21 protein-coding genes and 1 other RNA gene are annotated in these 18,431 nt (G+C 40.6%); 13 read left to right on the top strand and 9 right to left on the bottom strand.

Annotated elements, in window-relative coordinates; translation table 11 throughout:
• The first annotated feature begins 224 nt into the window (after positions 1-224).
• From V7201_RS04815 to V7201_RS04795, 5 genes are all read left to right on the top strand, one after another.
• Positions 225-785 carry a DUF1273 domain-containing protein gene (locus V7201_RS04815; RefSeq protein WP_335375646.1) on the top strand — a complete coding sequence of 187 codons (561 nt, stop codon included), beginning with the start codon at positions 225-227 and terminating at the stop codon, positions 783-785.
• A 311-nt stretch (positions 786-1,096) separates the two neighbouring features.
• Positions 1,097-1,396 (top strand): cell division regulator GpsB, encoded by a 300-nt coding sequence (gene gpsB, locus V7201_RS04810; protein WP_335375873.1) that lies wholly within the window; start codon positions 1,097-1,099, stop codon positions 1,394-1,396.
• An 83-nt stretch (positions 1,397-1,479) separates the two neighbouring features.
• Positions 1,480-1,868: RNase P RNA component class B (gene rnpB, locus V7201_RS04805), an RNA gene on the top strand.
• A 138-nt stretch (positions 1,869-2,006) separates the two neighbouring features.
• On the top strand, positions 2,007-3,149 hold the full coding sequence (locus V7201_RS04800; RefSeq protein WP_335375645.1) for a THUMP domain-containing class I SAM-dependent RNA methyltransferase: 1,143 nt from the start codon (positions 2,007-2,009) through the stop codon (positions 3,147-3,149).
• Positions 3,150-3,474: 325 nt separating this feature from the next.
• The gene (locus V7201_RS04795; protein ID WP_335375644.1) at positions 3,475-3,633 is read left to right on the top strand and encodes a hypothetical protein; all 159 of its coding nucleotides are present in this window, start codon (positions 3,475-3,477) and stop codon (positions 3,631-3,633) included.
• A gap of 46 nt (positions 3,634-3,679) precedes the next feature.
• Here the strand turns inward: V7201_RS04795 and V7201_RS04790 are convergent, their stop codons facing one another.
• The 5 genes from V7201_RS04790 to V7201_RS04770 form a co-directional block, all read right to left on the bottom strand.
• A complete protein-coding gene (locus V7201_RS04790; protein WP_335375643.1) occupies positions 3,680-3,985 on the bottom strand; it encodes a metal-sulfur cluster assembly factor in 306 nt (101 codons plus the stop codon).
• A 13-nt stretch (positions 3,986-3,998) separates the two neighbouring features.
• Positions 3,999-5,243, bottom strand: coding sequence for a hypothetical protein (locus V7201_RS04785; RefSeq protein ID WP_335375642.1), 1,245 nt, complete (start codon positions 5,241-5,243; stop codon positions 3,999-4,001).
• 5 nt (positions 5,244-5,248) lie between these two features.
• Positions 5,249-5,464: a DUF2249 domain-containing protein gene (locus tag V7201_RS04780; RefSeq protein ID WP_335375641.1), complete on the bottom strand. Its 216-nt coding sequence runs from the start codon at positions 5,462-5,464 to the stop codon at positions 5,249-5,251.
• A gap of 1 nt (position 5,465) precedes the next feature.
• A complete protein-coding gene (locus V7201_RS04775; protein ID WP_335375640.1) occupies positions 5,466-5,705 on the bottom strand; it encodes a DUF2249 domain-containing protein in 240 nt (79 codons plus the stop codon).
• A 175-nt stretch (positions 5,706-5,880) separates the two neighbouring features.
• Complete coding sequence (locus tag V7201_RS04770; protein WP_335375639.1) at positions 5,881-6,570, bottom strand: Crp/Fnr family transcriptional regulator; 690 nt, start codon at positions 6,568-6,570, stop codon at positions 5,881-5,883.
• Between the two features lie 218 nt (positions 6,571-6,788).
• Between V7201_RS04770 and V7201_RS04765 the strand changes: the two genes are divergently transcribed.
• The gene (locus V7201_RS04765; RefSeq protein WP_335375872.1) at positions 6,789-9,152 is read left to right on the top strand and encodes a nitric-oxide reductase large subunit; all 2,364 of its coding nucleotides are present in this window, start codon (positions 6,789-6,791) and stop codon (positions 9,150-9,152) included.
• Between the two features lie 36 nt (positions 9,153-9,188).
• On the opposite strand, the gene V7201_RS04760 is transcribed toward V7201_RS04765, so the two are convergent.
• Positions 9,189-9,329 (bottom strand): hypothetical protein, encoded by a 141-nt coding sequence (locus V7201_RS04760; protein ID WP_335375638.1) that lies wholly within the window; start codon positions 9,327-9,329, stop codon positions 9,189-9,191.
• A 265-nt stretch (positions 9,330-9,594) separates the two neighbouring features.
• Here V7201_RS04760 and V7201_RS04755 point away from each other — a divergent pair, with 265 nt between their 5' ends.
• From V7201_RS04755 to V7201_RS04745, 3 genes are all read left to right on the top strand, one after another.
• Positions 9,595-9,828, top strand: a complete 234-nt coding sequence (locus V7201_RS04755) for a DUF2249 domain-containing protein (protein ID WP_335375637.1) — start codon at positions 9,595-9,597, stop codon at positions 9,826-9,828.
• Positions 9,829-10,254: 426 nt separating this feature from the next.
• Entirely contained in the window at positions 10,255-11,763 is a 1,509-nt protein-coding gene (locus tag V7201_RS04750; RefSeq protein WP_335375636.1) for a carboxypeptidase M32, read from the top strand.
• A gap of 48 nt (positions 11,764-11,811) precedes the next feature.
• Positions 11,812-12,720 carry a DMT family transporter gene (locus V7201_RS04745; protein WP_335375635.1) on the top strand — a complete coding sequence of 303 codons (909 nt, stop codon included), beginning with the start codon at positions 11,812-11,814 and terminating at the stop codon, positions 12,718-12,720.
• Positions 12,721-12,783: 63 nt separating this feature from the next.
• On the opposite strand, the gene V7201_RS04740 is transcribed toward V7201_RS04745, so the two are convergent.
• Genes V7201_RS04740 through V7201_RS04730 form a run of 3 tightly spaced genes read right to left on the bottom strand, consistent with a single transcriptional unit; the run spans position 12,784 to position 15,091 of the window.
• Complete coding sequence (locus V7201_RS04740) at positions 12,784-14,439, bottom strand: b(o/a)3-type cytochrome-c oxidase subunit 1 (RefSeq protein ID WP_335375634.1); 1,656 nt, start codon at positions 14,437-14,439, stop codon at positions 12,784-12,786.
• Positions 14,439-14,915 carry a cytochrome c oxidase subunit II gene (locus V7201_RS04735; RefSeq protein WP_335375633.1) on the bottom strand — a complete coding sequence of 159 codons (477 nt, stop codon included), beginning with the start codon at positions 14,913-14,915 and terminating at the stop codon, positions 14,439-14,441. Before V7201_RS04735 ends, V7201_RS04740 begins: the two co-directional genes overlap by 1 nt.
• Positions 14,916-14,941: 26 nt before the next feature.
• A complete protein-coding gene (locus V7201_RS04730; protein WP_207499743.1) occupies positions 14,942-15,091 on the bottom strand; it encodes a hypothetical protein in 150 nt (49 codons plus the stop codon).
• 369 nt (positions 15,092-15,460) lie between these two features.
• On the opposite strand from V7201_RS04730, the gene V7201_RS04725 reads away from it, so the two are divergent.
• The 4 genes from V7201_RS04725 (at position 15,461) to V7201_RS04710 (ending at position 18,360) form a co-directional block, all read left to right on the top strand.
• Positions 15,461-15,586 carry a hypothetical protein gene (locus tag V7201_RS04725; RefSeq protein WP_335375632.1) on the top strand — a complete coding sequence of 42 codons (126 nt, stop codon included), beginning with the start codon at positions 15,461-15,463 and terminating at the stop codon, positions 15,584-15,586.
• A gap of 124 nt (positions 15,587-15,710) precedes the next feature.
• Positions 15,711-16,484, top strand: coding sequence for an SDR family NAD(P)-dependent oxidoreductase (locus V7201_RS04720; protein ID WP_335375631.1), 774 nt, complete (start codon positions 15,711-15,713; stop codon positions 16,482-16,484).
• 219 nt (positions 16,485-16,703) lie between these two features.
• A complete protein-coding gene (locus tag V7201_RS04715) occupies positions 16,704-17,789 on the top strand; it encodes a type III polyketide synthase (protein ID WP_335375630.1) in 1,086 nt (361 codons plus the stop codon).
• A gap of 1 nt (position 17,790) precedes the next feature.
• Positions 17,791-18,360, top strand: a complete 570-nt coding sequence (locus V7201_RS04710; RefSeq protein ID WP_335375629.1) for an isoprenylcysteine carboxyl methyltransferase family protein — start codon at positions 17,791-17,793, stop codon at positions 18,358-18,360.
• Positions 18,361-18,431 lie beyond the last annotated feature (71 nt).

The following is an 18,431-nucleotide window of genomic DNA, read 5'->3' as shown; positions in this document are numbered from 1 at the left end:
GCATGGGAATGGGACCAGGACCAGGAATGGGATTTGGACGATAAAATAACTTCTGCAAGGGCTTTTTAGCCCTTGTTTTTTTAAAACCTTATGCAGGGAATGAACAAGAATATTTACGCTGGTTAGATTAATATGTGACCTAACACGGGAATACATTGAATAGATAAAATCATTATTGATGGCATTTGCGAAATACCCTGAAAATCAAACCTGAAGGAGATATAATGGTAAAAGTCGCTGCTATTTCTGGCTATAAGCCATTTGAGCTTGGGATATTTCAACGTAACCATCCTGCAGCTGAGTACATAAAAATTGCAATCAAAAAAAGTTTGCTGCCTTTAGTTGAGGAAGGCCTGGAATGGGTAATGATCAGCGGGCAGCTTGGTGTAGAATTATGGGCAGGCGAAGTTGTGTTAGAATTACAGGAGGAATATCCAGACCTGAAATTATCTGTATTCACTCCATTCCTAAATCAGGAAGAAACTTGGAAAGAGGCTAACAAAGAGTGGTATGAATCCATTCTAGCGGGTGCGGACCATGTAGATTCGATATCAAGGAAACCATATGAAAAGCCATGGCAGTTCAGGCTGAAAAATCAGTTTTTTGTAGAAAAAAGTGACATGATGATTCTGCTGTATGAACCTGAAAAAGAAGGCAGTCCCAAGTTTATGTATGAAACAGCAATAAAATTTGGAGAAACAAACGAGTATGAAGTAAGATTGATTACTATGTATGATCTTCAAATGATTGTTGAAGAAGAACAATTAAGAAACCAGGGATTTTAAAGTGAATTGAGTTATAATATGAAATTTTGATTTGGGTAAATGAACTTGTTAACCTTAACTGTTGCTATCCGCTCCAAACAACAGGCGTAAATTCAGTATTGACCTATAAAAGAGCCAAAGAAAAGAGTAGTAATTGTTATCATCCTTTTTCTACCTTCATTTGGAAAAGATTTTTAATCTAAAGGCTGATTTTCAATATGTGAAATATGGTTACTATGTTAAATAATGAGGCTTACGAAAAGAAAAATTGACAAATCGCTGTGTTTTTGAAAAAATAAATTAGACGATAGGGGTATATTGAGGTGAATGGAATGCTATCCGATAAATTACAATTAACTGCTAAAGATATTTTGGAAAAAGAATTTAAAACAGCAATGCGTGGTTATAAGCCAGAAGATGTTGATAAGTTCCTTGATTTAATTATCAAAGATTATGAATTGATGCAGCAGGAGATAGAGGAATTGCAACAGGATAATCTTCGCTTGAAAAAGCAGCTTGATGAAACGTCTCGCCGGCCAAGTACGCAAGCAGCAGGCACTACTAATTTTGATATTCTTAAAAGATTGTCAAATCTTGAGAAACATGTATTTGGTGATAAACTCTACGATTAAACCAGTTTCTGCTAGATTATGAAATGTATTACCATTGCATTTGATGTCAATATTAAATATAATACTTCATGAAGCTGTTAATAACGTTCGGGTAATCGCTGCAGTTTTGCTGCAGAGGAAAGTCCATGCTCGCACAGGCTGAGATGCCTGTAGTGTTCGTGCCTGGCCAATTCATAAGCCAGGGCAGCCGGGGTCACACTCGGTTGACGGCCGGGAAAATGCCTAAGTCGGCAACGATATGGCATGAATACCTATAAAAGTGCCACAGTGACGGAGCCTTCTCAGAAATGGGAAGGGTGGAACGAGGTAAACCCCACGAGCGAGAAACCCAAACGATGGTAGGGGCACCTTCTTGGAGGAACTCAACGAAGAGAAGGACAGATGATTCATCATCTGTAGATAGATGATTACCACCTGAGTACGAGACTCATGGTCGTTTGCAGTACAAAGGTACAAAACATGGCTTACAGAACGTTATTAATGGATTTGTATGAGTGTTTATTAAAGCCCTCCTTTTGCAAGGAGAGCTTTTTTTATGTATATTTAATGGTATTGGGCATTTTAAGCATAGGTTACATACGAAAATTATTTTTGATATAAGGGTGAAATTATGAAGAACTTTGATTTGATCGCGACTTCTGCAATGGGGCTAGAAGCGATTGTTGCCAAGGAAGTACGTGACCTGGGATATGAATGTGAAGTTGAAAACGGCAAGATTACATACAAGGGAGACGCACTTGCAATCGCTCGCAGCAATATGTGGCTTCGCACGGCTGACAGAGTAAAAATTAAAGTAGGCGAATTCAAGGCCTATACTTTTGATGAATTATTTGAAAAAACAAAGGCACTTCCCTGGGAACAACTTCTGCCAGAGGATGCAGAGTTTCCTGTATCAGGGAAATCAGTGAAATCAAAGCTTTTCAGCGTTTCGGATTGCCAGGCTATCGTGAAGAAAGCGATAGTTGAGCGATTGAGAACCCAGTATAAAAAAACAACGTGGTTCGAAGAAAACGGTCCATTGTTCAAAATAGAGGTCGCCCTCTTAAAAGACGTCGTAACGCTGACAATCGACACAAGTGGAAGCGGGCTCCATAAGCGTGGCTACCGTACAGATCAGGGTGAAGCCCCGTTAAAAGAGACACTGGCTGCAGCCTTGATCATGCTGACAAACTGGAACCCTGATAAACCATTTGTTGATCCATTTTGCGGGTCAGGCACAATTCCAATTGAAGCAGCTTTGATTGGCCAAAATATCGCACCAGGCTTCAATCGTGAATTTGTATCTGAAGGATGGAACCTGATACCGGAATCTATTTGGGAAGACGTCAGATCTGAGGCAGAAGATTTGGCGAAGTATGACCAGCCTTTAGATATAAGCGGAATGGACATCGATCACAGAATGGTCAAGATTGCAGAGGAGAATGCTTTCGAGGCAGGGCTTGGTGACCTAATCTCCTTCAAGCAAATGCGTGTCCAGGATTTCACGACAAGAAAGGAATACGGGGTTATTGTTGGCAATCCTCCATATGGCGAGCGAATTGGTGAGAAAAAAGCTGTGGAGGAAATGTACAAGGAAATGGGCAGGACATTTGCTCCTCTTGATACCTGGTCCATCTATATCCTTACATCAAATGAAGACTTTGAACAAATTTATGGAAAACCAGCAACAAAGAAGCGAAAGCTTTTCAATGGATTTATCCGGACAGACTATTACCAATATTGGGGCAAGCGTCCGCCACGGGTTGATAAGTAAAACGGTTCTTTTTCATGAAAAATCATGTTAAATAAGAGAAGCCGCCTCCATCAGGATGCGGCTTTTCTTGATTTTGTAAGTTATTGTATCTTTTAAAGCTGAACGTTGATGGAAGTGTTTAACTAGCGAAAGGTAAATTAGGTAAAGATTGATGCTGTTCATCTTGTTATATAGCGGGTATCTCAATGAAAAACGTGAACTCTGTGTAAGCGAGCCTCCATCTTTCTTGTGAATGCTTTTATATTTTTTTAGCTTGTTCTTCTGGAATAATTTTTTTGATTGGCGAATAAAATACATTTATCTATGAAAGATTGGAGGGATGGCAATGAATTATTCTTTTATTGATTTCCATAGAATTTCAAAAGCACTTACTTCAAGCTCTGAAGCTTTAAGAAATGAAGATGAAGCTCAGATTGCCGATTTACAGGAAGCAGAAAATAACTTTCGCCAGGCATTGTCATTTGGCCTTTCAAACCTCAAATAAATACAAAAAAACGCTTGATTACGCAAGCGTTTCTTTTTTTGGCTTTTTACAATCCTTGAAGCATCCTTTTTCCATCATCCGTCATCATATCCGGTGTCCAGGCAGGCTCCCATGTTAATTGAACATCGGCTTGATCAATTTCTTCCATACCAAGAACGCAATATTTGATTCCGCTTGCGATGCTGTCATGGAGTGGGCAGCCGGGAGTGGTAAGGGTCATCAGAATTTTGGCACTGCGTGGTTCTGGTATGTCAATATCATAAATTAAGCCTAAATCAACCACGTTAATATTTAACTCTGGGTCAATTACTGTTTTTAAATTTTCTCTGATTTTCGTTTTTAACTGAGTCATTAATAATTCCTCCTTATTTTTGTATCACTTTGGTTACTGTCATGCTGAATAATACCGCTGCAGTCAATAACAGTCCCTGGCCAAGATAAAATAAATTCAAAAAATCAGCTGCGAATGAAATCATGAGAAAAAGGGTTCCGGCAGTAAAAATGATGAAAAGCGGTATGGCCATTTTCTCATCCATCATATCCTTTAAGGATGGGACCTTTTGTTTTCCGATCTCTTTGCTGTATTTATGTGTCCACCATAGAAATGGAACGATTTTGTACAAGTAACCAATTATGCTGAAAGCAATCCATGCAATTAAATATAAAAAAAGGAGAGGTCCGGCCAATTTAGGAAGCAAGCTCGCTGCACTGCTTACAAAAGCTAAAAAGTGGATAACAGCCCCCCAAACAATTGCCAGTAATGCGAACATGAATGGGCGGTCCAGTTTTTTCTTCACACGCTTCTCGATTATCTTTTTTATATGCCATGTAAAGAATATAAAGCCACTGAACAGCAGGAACGTTCCTGCTATTTGAAGCATGTGGCTGTAAAGAGTAAATGATAAAATCAATGCCATAATGCCAGACATATATACGGTGAAAATATAAACTGCAGGTTGCATTGAATAACCGTGAGAAAGCGAGAACATCGGCACCATTTTATAGGAAAAGCCAAAAATCAAAAGTGTAAACCAGCCAGCAGTACCAAGGACTATATGACTTTTGAAAATTTCCTGGTAATGGCCAGAAGCAAATCCAGTCTTCAAACTTAGGACAAGCAAGATTCCAAGTGTGACAGTCGCCAGCAAGGAAACAAGCGCGGTACCAACGAACAAAGTGAGTATATTTGGTTTAGCCTGGCTTTTAAGCGTCATGAACATCTGGATAAGGAACATTAAAATCCCTGTTAAAGTAAGGATTCCAGGAATCAATGCATCTTGCGGCCTAATGTATAAAGTAGCTGCGAATGCTGCAATCCCCATAGCGGTCACGAAAAATTGTGCAAATCCAAATTTTTCATTCCAGATAGGAGTCAAGAATGCAACAGGTACAAGCTGATACAAAGCGCCCATGGCGACCATTAAGGCCCATCCTAGTACAAACAAGTGGGCAGCAGACCAGATAGCTGGAATTCGGTATGTCCCGGATATTAACTGTTCCCCGTTAAATAATAGGAGAAGCTGTGAAAGAACCATGGCGAACATGCTAAAAGCAATAAAAGAGAAGGGCAGCTTGATATTTGTTTCATTTCCGTTGCTTTTGTTTAACATGGTGATCACCCCGCTTTTGGGGAAATAGTAACTTTATAGCTCCCATCGTCCTGCTGTTCGGTCAAATAGATATATCCAAGTTCATCTAATTGTTCAAATAGGAACATCGGCCTGCGATCATTTATGATTACAAGTTTTTGCCCCTTATCCAGATCTTCAAGTGCTGCCAGTGTTCTCATCATAGGCTGTGGAGGTTCTAGTCCCCGGTTGTCGAGTATCATCCTATTTCCCTCCTTTTTTAGTAAAAGTGATTTTATAATGCTTTGCAGCAATCTTTTCGGCTTCATGCTCAAAGCCTTTAGCCTTCATGACTCCATATAAAGGAACAGGCTTAAATGGTGCGTGGAGAATGAGAATATCGTTTAATTGCAGCTCTGAAATGGCCTCCATTATTTTTTGAAAGGGTTCCAGTTTGTTATTGATGTCCTCTCTTACATCTAGTTCAATCGTTTTCTGTTGCATTACTCTCAGCTCCTCAGTAAATTCATCTATTTAAATGATATTGATTTTCAATTAGTTCTTCTGTGACGTGCATCACTTAACAATTAAGAAAATCTTTTTCGTAAATAATTAGATGATAAAAAAATTTAGGTTTGGCTTTGACTGAATCTTGACGAGGAATTCGTAAAAGAACATATTAAAATAATTCTTGATGCAACTTTTCATGGTCGATTAAATAGCATCCATCGTCATCCACACTGAGGTAATCCTTCTTCTTTAAATAATTGATAGTCCTGCTCACTGTTTCACGAGAGGTTCCAATCATATTAGCAAACTCTTTATTCGTAAAATGGGTCGTCAGTTTAAATCCATGCTTCATTTTCTCACCATTTGTCTTACAAAGGCGGAGCAGCAGCATGATGATTTGCTCATACGTATTATGCAGAATCTGCTCTTCGAGTCTTGCCTGGAGGTCTACGATTTTCTCTCCCAGCACCTTGAACAATTTAATCGATAATAATGGGTAAGCCACAAGAACTTCCTCGAATTTGCTGATAGGGATAACTATCAGCTGTGAATCCTCCATTACCTCTGCATGTGCAGGATATACTCCCTTTCTGAAGAAACCAGCGTGTGGGAACATCTCACCAGTTTCAAGCACTGAAACAATTTGTTCACGTCCCGATGAATCGGTTTTATAAATCTTTACTTTTCCTGAATTGATAAAAAAAACCCGATCCAGAGTATCACCCTGCATAAATGCGTACATTTTATTTTTATAAAACCTTGGCTGGGCAATTTCAACGATTGTATCCAATTCCTGAGCTGATAATTCCTTAAAAATAGGTACTTCACTCAGCTGCTGCTTGATTTGGGATATATGCATACTAATCTGCTCCTCTACCTTCAATTAAGTTTCTACTATGATTTTATCAACCCAACAAGAAGGGCAAAGTGACCTGAATCATATTTTGAAGATTTTTTGAAAATTATTCTCATTCCTGTGGGAAAAATCACACCAAGTAGATGCGGTACTTCACAAAAAAATCATTCGATTGCTTTTAAAATGATGGTGTAAATCAAAAAGGAAGGGGATGTATGGAAATGGAAATCCAGCATGGGACATCCACAAAAGCAGTGGTCAAGAAGAATAGGAACTCACTGTTGAAATCCGTACTCATAATTACATTATTACTTAGCTTTACAGTGCTCCTGACAGGGGGCTACTGGATTTTTAAAGAAATGGCTCCACGGCCGCTTGAGGTAACAAGCGAGAAAGGGGAAGTAATTTTAACGAAAGAAAGCATCATGGGCGGGCAGGCTGTTTTCCAAAAGTATGGTTTGATGGATTATGGTACCGTTTTGGGCCACGGCTCTTACATGGGGCCTGACTATACAGCGGAAGCGTTGAAAATATACACAGAAGGAATGCAGGACTTCCGATCACAGGAAAAATACGAAAAGGATTTTAAACAATTAAGCAAGGATGAACAAACAATCATTCGTGACAATGTAAAGAAGGAAATGCGTGAAAACCGATATGAACCAGATACTGACAATCTTGTTCTAACTGATGCTCAGATTTACGGGCATAGTAAGGTAAGAGAATTCTATCGTGGTATTTTTACAGAAGGAGACCACTGGGGACTCAAACCCGGGCTGATTCAGGAAAAGCACATGCCGGCAGGGGATCGAGCTTGGGTTTCAAAAGGGGACCAAATTGAACAGATTTCAGATTTCTTCTTCTGGACTGCATGGCTTTCCAGTACTGAAAGACCTGATGATAAAATTACGTATACCAATAACTGGCCATATTATGAAGACGCAGGCAATACAATGTCATTCTCAGCCGTTTGGTGGAGCGGTGCCAGCGTAACCATCCTGATATTATTTGTCGGAATTATTTTGTATGTGTTCTATCGTTACCATCTTGGAATGCAGGAAGCATATGAGGAAGGGAAGTTTCCAAAATTAGATTTAAGGAAGCAGCCATTAACAGCATCACAATTAAAAACAGGTAAATATTTTGCTGTAGTGTCGGTGCTGTTCTTTGTCCAAGCGATGTTTGGGGCTCTTCTTGCACACTACTATATCGAACCGGACAGTTTCTTCGGAATGAAGTGGATCCATGATATCCTTCCATTCAACATTACGAAAGGTTTCCATCTGCAGCTGGCGATTTTCTGGATTGCAACAGCGTGGCTTGGAATGGGTATTTTTGTCGCACCGCTTGTAGGGGGGCATGAACCAAAACGCCAGGGCTTATTGGTCGACATTCTGTTTTGGGCTTTGGTAGTCCTTGTGGCTGGCAGCATGATTGGGCAATGGCTTGGCGCTAATGGCTATCTTGGAAACAACTGGTTCCTCTTAGGTCACCAAGGCTGGGAGTATCTCGAACTGGGACGCATCTGGCAGTTCATTCTTGCAATCGGTATGCTGATTTGGCTGTATATAGTTTATCGAGGAATTAAGAGCGGCTTGAAGCGGGAGTCTGATAAGGGCGGCTTGATCCATCTATTGTTCTACTCGGCCATAGCAGTTCCAGCGTTTTACTTCTTTGCCTTCATGATCAATCCAGGAACGCATTATACATTCGCTGATTACTGGCGCTGGTGGATCATCCATCTATGGGTAGAAGGAATATTTGAGGTGTTCGCAGTTGTTGTCATCGGTTTCTTAATGGTCCAGATGAAGCTTGTTACAAAGAAATCAACTGTCAAAGCATTGTATTTCCAGCTGATCCTGCTAATGGGAGCAGGAGTGATCGGTATCGGACATCACTATTATTACAACGGTTCAGCAGAAGTCTGGATCGCCCTCGGCGCAGTGTTCTCAGCTTTAGAAGTCATTCCATTAACACTGCTGATTTTAGAAGCATATGAACAATATAAAATGATGCGTGATGGCGGAGTTGACTTTCCTTATAAAGGAACATTCTGGTTTTTAATATCTGTAGCAATCTGGAATCTTGTAGGGGCAGGGGTACTTGGCTTCCTGATCAATCTGCCTGCTGTCAGCTACTTCGAACATGGTCAATTTCTGACTCCTACCCATGGTCACGCCTCAATGATGGGTGTATACGGAATGTTCGCAGGAGCAGTGTTAGTCTACTCATTGCGGAATATTGTAAAGCCGGAGAAATGGAGCGACAAGTGGATAAAATTCATTGTCATCATGCTGAATGTCGGGCTCGCTGGCATGGTATTCCTATCGCTGCTGCCAGTTGGATATTTGCAGATTAAAGAAGCGTTCTTCAACGGTTATGCAGCATCCCGTTCAGCACAATTCCTGCAGCAGGATACAGTGCAAACGCTGCTGACACTAAGAGCGATTCCTGACTCCATTTTCTTGATTGGAGTTGCAGCCCTGGCGTTGTTCAGCATCAAAGCGTTGTTCAATCTTCGCAAGGTAACTCATAAAGAAGAAGAGTCTCTGCCAGTAAAAGACCTGTCCGTAGACGAGGACTAAAAGGGAAATCCGCAAAGCACAAGCTTTGCGGATTTTTCATTGTGGTTCTGATCTTTCTTTTTCTTCACACTCAAAACAAAGGACTCTGCCATCTAGTGTATGAACACCATTCAAAAAACCGTCCAGACAAAAGATTTCCTTGCGACATTGCTCGCAGCTGCCTACAAGCTCCTTCATAGTCATCGCCTCCTAATAATATAGTTCGGTTTTTAAGGAGAAATCTCCTTGTTATATCAGATTGATTCTATGTGCCCGATAAGAGGTGTGGGAAGGAAAAAGGTAACAAAGAAGCAAGAATGCATTTCCTGCTAATTTAAGTATTCAATAGTTTTAATGATTAACAATATCATAGCAAATCAGTGACCACGCTCACTTCATACGTAATCGGTAATTTCTATAATAAAAATGTAAAGATTATAAGCTACAAAAAGGAGAGAGTAAAATGACTTTTAGCGTAATTATCAACGTACCTGACTATGCACCAAGGGAAAAGCACCCAACTATATTTCAAAACTTTGATGCGTTAAAGCCTGGGGAATTCATGCAGATCGTCAATGATCATGATCCAAGGCCGCTGCAATACCAGTTTATGATGGAACGTCCAGAAGTTTTCTCATGGGAGTATCTGGAAGAAGGACCGGAAACCTGGCGCGTCGCTATTGGGAAAACTAAATAAGCAATCTGGAAAATACCTAATTATCAACCAAACAACAGGCATGCCTGTTGTTTTTTTATTTTGCGCTGAAAAAGTTCAATGTTATTAAAAGCATGTGAATTGGAGTGAATACGCTTGATACCTGGGTGCTATATGTACGCGTAAGACCGAGGTGAAATGCGCCCCTCGTGAGGGTTTATTTGCACCCCGTAGGAGTGTCAGCGAACGCCACCTGGAAAGGAAGCGTCTTGAACGGAAATCAACAGTTAAGGTTATCAGGGTCATTAATTTAGGCAACATGGTATCTCGTTAATACCCTATATTCAATCCAACTTAAAGTTGTTAAAGTTGCAATATAAACCAATTAGTCTTTTTTATTTTTCGTAAACCAAAATATCAGAAAAGTATGATAAGATGAGTGAGAAAGAGAAAAATGGGGTGAAATGGATGAATGAAGCGAATCAAACAGAAAAGCAATTTTTGGATTATGTGAAGAAAATGTCTGCCTATGGAGAGGCGCTTTCTTTAATTTATTGGGATTTAAGGACTGGAGCTCCGAAGAAGGGTGCAGAACAGCGTTCAGAAGTAATTGGTGTCCTGTCATCGGAATTATTTAATATGTCGACTTCAGAAGAAATGGCTGCATACATAGCGAAACTATCAAATGAAACTAGTCTATCAGATATCACCCGCAAAACTTTGGAAGAGTGCAGAAAAGACTATGACCGCAATAAGAAAATACCTGCAACAGAGTACCGGGAATATGTTATTCTTCAATCCAAAGCTGAAACAGTCTGGGAAGAAGCGAAGGAAATGTCTGATTTTGAAATGTTCAGGCCTTACCTCGAAAAATTAGTAGATACGACCAAGAAGTTCATTCAATATTGGGGTTCAGAAGGAAATAAATATAATACGCTGCTTGATATGTATGAGCCAGGCGTAACAGTTGAAGTGCTTGACAAAGTATTTGGCGATTTACGTGAAAAAATCGTACCGCTTGTCCAGCAAATTTCACATTCAACAGAGAAACCAGAGACCGAATTTTTATTCCAACACTTTCCGAAAGAAAAACAGAAAGCTTTTAGCCTGGATATCTTAAAGCAAATGGGCTATGACTTCGATGCGGGAAGATTGGATGAAACGGTGCATCCATTTGCGATGGGTCTAAATCCTGGTGATGTAAGAGTAACGACAAAATATGATGAGTCCGACTTCAGGACAGCGGTATTCGGAACGATCCACGAAGGTGGTCATGCCCTTTACGAACAGAACATTTCGAAGGATTTGATCGGTACACCGTTGAGCTCAGGAACATCAATGGGCATACATGAATCTCAATCGCTTTTCTATGAAAACTTTGTCGGCCGTAATAAATCATTTTGGAAACATAATTACAGCTTGCTCCAGCAATATTCAAACGGACAATTTTCCGATGTGGAAATAGAAGATTTTTATCGTGCGGTCAACGAATCGAAACCAAGTTTAATCAGGATCGAGGCAGACGAGCTGACGTATCCTCTTCATGTAATGGTCAGATATGAAATAGAAAAAGGGTTATTTAATGATGAGATCGAGGTAAAGGACCTGCCGCAAATATGGAATGATAAATATGAGCAGTACCTTGGCATCAGGCCGGATAACGATGCACAGGGTGTACTTCAGGACGTACATTGGGCAGGCGGAAGCTTTGGGTATTTCCCATCGTATGCATTAGGTTATATGTATGCTGCCCAGTTTAAAAATTCGATGCTTAAAGATTTGCCGAACTTTGAAGAATTGCTTGAAGAGGGTAATCTTTTGCCAGTGAAGGAATGGATGACTGAGAAAGTTCACCAGCACGGAAAAATGAAAAAGCCGCTCGAAATCCTTACAGATGTTACGGGTGAAGGACTTAATGCTAAATATTTAGTAGATTACTTGTATGAAAAATATAATAAAGTTTATCATTTAGTATAATAAACAATGATGGCAGTGTACCTGCCATCTTTTCTGTGTGGTGTACGTATGTATAAGAAATTGCCTTATTTAATGATTGCTTTCGCTGCTGCAATGTGGGGCTTGATTGGCTTCTTTGTTAAAGGTTTATCAGATGCAGGTTTCAGTGCCATGGAAATCGTCACAGTTAGGGTGGTGACTGCCGCTGGCATTCTCGTTCTTGTCGGTTTGGCAGCTTACCGCGAACATCTTAAGATTAATATAAAAGATTTACCTCTTTTTATCGGGACTGGGATATTGAGCATCGTCTTTTTTAACTGGTGTTATTTTACGGCAATTGAGCTAATGAATATTCCGATTGCCGTTGCGTTGCTTTATACTTCGCCTGCATTTGTGGCAGTGCTGTCTTTTATCTTCCTGAAGGAAACAATTGATCGAAAGAAACTGATCGCGATAGTACTGACGATAATAGGTTGTACACTCGCTGCTGGTATCACTGGCCAGGAAGGAGCATCCTTTTCTGCTGCGGCCGTTCTGATTGGTCTTGGGGCAGGATTTGGTTATGCACTTTACAGTATTTTTGGAAAGGTGGCCCTTAGGAAATATCATCCTTTTACTGTCACACTGTATACCTTCCTTGTAGCTGCAGCAGCTCTGATTCCTACTACCGGTATTGCTGGCAAGGCGAGCATTTTGTTCAACGGCAGTACGTGGCTATTTGTCGTTGGACTTGGAATATTCCCTACAGTTCTCGCATATTTTGCTTACTCATGGGGACTGGAAAGAACAGAAAGCAGTACTGCAGCAGTTGTTGCTACACTTGAGCCTGTTATTGCCACTTTGCTTGGCGTAATAGTTTACGGTGACCGACCGGGAATCCTGCAGCTGATTGGCTCACTGCTGATTGTCATATCCGTAGTTGCTGTAAATATATCACTGCCAGCCAGGATACAAAAAAGCACTTCACTATCTGATTAGTGAAGTGCTTTTTATATAATCCCAGCCAGCTGGAGTTGACCAAGATACTAGGGCATTATTTTCCTAGAAGAACTTATATCCCTTTGATCCAATTGGTGCATTCTGAATCATGTCAATGAACGGAATCGTATAAGCGAAAAGAATCAATAAGACTGTAATACCAATCCACAGTTTCCAGTTTTCAAATACCATCGGAGTTTTTTCCGCTGCGTCAGCAACTTCTCCAACTGGGAATTCCTGTTCACCTTTAGGTGCAAAGAATGCAAGATTGATGAAGATATAAAGCATCAAGATAATGCCAAGGAACAGGATAGAACCGCCGACTGCCTGTGCAACCTGGTAGGGGATCCATTCAGCAGCCTTTTCAGCTCCGCCATATGTTGAGAAGGATGAACGGCGAGGGGCTCCAATTAAGCCAGCTGCGTGCATTGCCCCTGACATGAAGGTCATACCGATCGCCCAGACAATAGCTTGGATAATGGCTAACTTGTTCATTGCCTTAGTCAGGACTCTTCCTGTTAAGTGCGGAATCAGCCAATAGGAAATCCCAAAGAACGTCAAGACTACAGATGTTGCAAGTGTTAAATGGAAGTGTCCTGTTACCCAAATTGTATTATGGACGACCTGATTCAGTTGATGGGAAGCGTTGATAACGCCGCCTGCACCTGCTGGTATAAAGGCAAGCATTCCGATGAATGGAACCGCGAATCGTGCATCGCCCCAAGGAAGTTTTTTCACCCATCCAAATAGACCTGTAGAACCCTTTGATCGGCCAAACATCTCAAAAGTTGCGAAAAGAGAGAAAGCTGTCATCAATGATGGAATGATGACAAGGAATGTAAGGATAACCTGAAGGAATTTCCATGCAGGGTCAATCCCAGGCTCCATTAACTGATGGTGGAAACCAACCGGGATTGAGAACAGCAGGAACAGGATGAAAGACATCCTTGCCAATGAATCTGAGAAAATCTTTCCGCCAATGATTTTTGGTACGATCGCGTACCATGCCATATAGGCAGGCAATAGCCAGAAGTAAACTAGCGGGTGGCCAAAGTACCAAAAGAGTGTACGGCTCACTAAAACGTCAACACGATCTACCAGTCCTAAAGACCAAGGGAGCAGTTGGAACAATACGGTTGCAGCTACTCCGATAGTAGCAACAATCCACAAAAGAGTATTAACAATTGCCATAAATGTCAAAAGCGGGCTAGGCTTACCAGGGTTAGCTTTTCTCCAGGAAGCATAAGCCATAATCAATGCGGCACCGTCAATCCAGCTGCCGACAATAACAAGTGTAAGACCTACATAATAAAGTGCGTGCGCCTGTAAAGGGGCATAAAAAGTATAAAGAACAGATGCTTTATTCAAAAGAATCATAACAGCGGCCATAACAGTACCGATTGTCATGAGCCAGAAGCCAATCCAGCCGATCAAACGCTGTTTATCAGTCAAAGCTCCTGAAGTCTTGCTCACTGCAGCAAGCTGGAAGCCCATTATGAAAAATGTAGTTAATACAAGGCCCAAAACGACCCCATGCACTGTAAGAACCTGATAATATCCGATTCCCCAAGGTAATTCGAATTTTCCTGAACGGACAAGCGTCTGCAGCAATCCTGCAAGTCCGCCAACTGCCAAGGCTATGAACGCTACATAAAAGTGAGCCATTGCCAATTTGCCATCACGACGGTCAACTCTTGTATTTACTGTATTCGTACTCATTATTCTACCACCTCAATTTTAGAAGACATCATATGGTGGCCGACACCACAATACTCGTTACAAACGATCAGGTAATCGCCAGCCTTGTCAAAAGTAGTCACGTATTCACTGATGAATCCAGGCTCAAGCATCATGTTGATGTTTGTTCCCGCCACCTCAAATCCGTGGATGACATCTTTTGTTGTTGCAATTACTTTAACTTTTGCACCTTTAGGAACTTCAACCTTTGCCGGATTAAAAGAAAAAGCAGAAGCAACATAAACCAGTTCATAATCCCATTCTTTGCCTTCAACCTTTTTCAGGCCAGGCTTGTCGAATGGTGCGGTTGTATCAACTTTTTCAGGATTGATCGTCGCTAGGCAGCTTGGCGGCTGATTGCCAAGATAGAAGGCGCTGACCCCGATGACTGAAAGGAAAACGAGAAGTGTCGTGATCCCGAATATTAGCCAAATTTTCTCAAACTTATGAATGTGCATAGCTCTTTCTCTCCTTTTGGTCTCTGTTAGAAACGATCTAAAAATAAAAAATATACGCCTACCCAAGTAATGATTAAAAAGAAACCCAACAAGAAAACAGATGCAAGTGTTCCTTTCAAAGAAGATTGTTCTTCCACTTTTGTGTTCGTCTTCTTCCCGATCCCAGGCTGTGCCATCCCGGTCACTCCCTTCGAATAAATAAGTAAGTAATTAAATTTAATAAGTACACTTTCATAATACAAAACAATCAGGAAACGTAAATATGGTTTCATTCAGTTCACAAATTGTTCATACCTGTCATATTTACTATGTTAATGGTGAAAACCTATAAACACAGTGATTTAAGTCACATCACAAGCTAGGTAAATGTGAATAATCTGTGAAAATGAAAATGTGAATATATGAGCAAGTGAGCCTGACTTAACACTCTGGTGTGACAAAACTGATTGACAACTTATAAAAGCGGAAATTATAAATAATTGCTCACCAAATTTTAAGATCGTTAATAAACTAGTAGAAAATGTTTTTTTCAGGAAGTGATTGTAGTGGAGAAATTCTATTGTGACCATTGCCGTCTTTTGTATGATGAAATCAAAATTTGTAAAAAGTGCGGAAGTGCAGCAGAAAAGAAGATCTGGATTGAGGTTCAAAAGCAATCCAACGAAAAATAATCAGCATCATTTACTACAAAGCACCAGAAATCTGGTGCTTTTGCTATGTTGAGGCATTGTTTACTCACCGGAAAATATATTGTGGTAAAATAAAGATAATTTAAAATTTGGAAAGGTGATGTACATGTTTTTGCCTTCATTTCAACTTAATGGAAAAATCGCAGTAGTTACAGGTGCGGGGCGGGGAATAGGACGTGCGCTTGCCATAGGACTTGCTGAAGCAGGAGCAGATGTTGCCTTGCTTGCGAGGACTGAGGAAGACCTCAAGGATACGGCTGTAGCAATTGATGACCTTGGCAGAAGGGCTTTGATCCTGCCGACGGATGTTACAAATAGGGAACAAGTACATAGGGCAATTGCCGAAGTAAAATCAGAATGGGACCAAATCGATATCCTCGTGAATAACGCAGGAATGAATATTCGCTCCAAGGCATTGGATGTGAGTGATGAGGAATGGCAGACAATTATGAATACGAATCTGAAATCTGCGTTCATGATGTCCCAGGAAGCCGGCAAGGTCATGAAAGACCAGAAAGAAGGCGGCAAGATCATCAATATTACTTCTGTTGGGGGTCATGTTGCTTTAAGAACGGGAGTTGTCTATGCTGCAACGAAGGCTGCTCTCATTCAGATGACAAAAGTGCTTGCGATGGAATGGGGGCAATACGGTATAAATGTGAATGCCATTGGTCCATGGTATTTTAAAACACCTCTGACTGAAAAGCTTCTATCTGACGAAGAATATGTGAATGATATCCTGGCAGTCACACCACTTAAAAGAATTGGTGAATTGCCGGAGCTCGTTGGGCCTGCTGTATTCTTAAGCTCTGATGCAGGAAATTACGTGACCGGACAAACTTTATTTGTGGATGGCGGCATGACCATCCATGGTTTTTGATTTGAATGTCAACTGGTAATGATTTTATAATGTTCCTGCGATAAGGGCATTGTATAATGAATTTGCACAGCAACTCCTTCAAAACATTAGGCTTTCTCCTTTACAGGGGAAAGTCTTTTTTTTGGTTTAAAAATGATAAAGACCAATCATTAGTTTGACTGCATACTCTTCGGGTAAATGGAAAAAGTAACCGTACATATAGATGAGGAGAGTAGCGATATGCCAAGAATCATTTCCGCAGCAGAAGCATTGCCGCCATATACAATTGAACAAGAAGAGGTAATGGAGTTTGCAGAAAAATTATTTAAAGAATCGTTTTATGATATAAAAAGACTGCTAACGGTGTTCCAGAATGGACAGATCGAGAAGAGGCATTTTGCCAAAGACCTGGAATGGTTCGAGCACGACCATTCATTCGAAGAAAAGAATAATGCTTATATTGAAAATGCTGTAAAGCTAGGGGCAGAAGCAATCACAAACTGCCTGGCAAATGATGAATTCCTGCAAAAAGAAGTGTTTTTGGAGGATATAGATGCAATCTTTACAATTAGCAGCTCAGGAATAGCAACCCCGAGCATTGAAGCTAGAATTATGAATATCCTGCCATCTTCACAATATACTAAAAGGATTCCAATTTGGGGGCTTGGATGTGCCGGTGGAGCCTCAGGACTTTCGCGGGCATATGAATACTGTCTTGCGTATCCGAAAGCAAAAGTGCTTGTTCTCTCGATTGAACTTTGCAGTTTAACCTTCCAGCGAAACGACAGATCTAAAAGTAATTTGATTGGAACATCGTTGTTTGCAGACGGTGTAGCCTGTGCTCTTGTTTGTGGTGAGGATTCCGGGTATGAGCAGTTGACAAAAACACAATCAGCACCAAGGATCATCGGAACGCAATCAACAACGATGCCAGATTCGCTCGATGTGATGGGCTGGGATATAAGGAATGAAGGACTATACGTTGTTTTTTCAAAAGACATACCATCGATTATCGAGAATTGGCTCCAGCCAAATGTCCTTCGCTTTCTAGATGCAAATGGATATGGTGTGGCCGACCTAGATCACTTCATCGCCCATCCGGGAGGCAAAAAGGTCCTTGAAGCGTATGTTTCCGCATTGAAGTTGCCAGAACCGATGACAGAAATCTCGTTGAATGTCCTGAAAGAATTCGGGAACATGTCTTCAGCAACAATCCTTTATGTGTTAAGGAGGTTCATGAAAACTGCAAGCGTTGGTGACCTTGGTCTGGCAGCTGCATTGGGGCCTGGCTTTAGCTCGGAATTACTGCTTTTGAGGTGGGAATAGAATGGCATTTTTCGTATTTATAGGTTTTATCATTCTCCAGAGATTGACAGAGCTGGTTATTGCCAAAAGGAATGAAAAGTGGATGAAGGTAAAAGGAGCGATTGAATTTGGTAGGGGCCACTATCCTGCAATGATCTTGATCCACACATCCTTTTTTATCTTCTTTATTTTTGAAGTAATATATTTTCACAAAAATTTATCACTATATTGGCCAATATTGCTTCCGCTTTTTTTATTTACACAGGTAATGAGAATGTGGGCACTTACTTCACTGGGGAAGTTCTGGAATACAAAAATCATTATTCTGCCAGGAGCGGAGATAGTTAAAAAAGGGCCATATAAAATCATCAAGCATCCGAACTATTTAATCGTCACTTTGGAATTGATCATTATCCCGCTTATATTCAATGCCTTTTTCACTTTAGCTTTGTTTACCTTCTTGAACATCGTGATTCTTTCAATTCGCATTCCCGCAGAAGAAAGAGCATTGAGTGAATTAACAAAATATGAAAGTGAATTCGGAAAGCACGGACGCTTCGTTCCAAATTTGTTAAATAAGTGTGACAATTAGCTAGTTTCCATTGAAAATGATAATCATTGATGATACACTTTTCTTAAGATGAAAATAGTTCTCAGTTAATT

Source organism: Bacillus sp. JJ1122, from assembly GCF_036964885.1.
Lineage (GTDB): Bacteria > Bacillota > Bacilli > Bacillales > Cytobacillaceae > Mesobacillus.
Note: the sequence above shows the minus strand (reverse complement) of the source record. Positions and strands in the feature narration are given on the sequence as shown.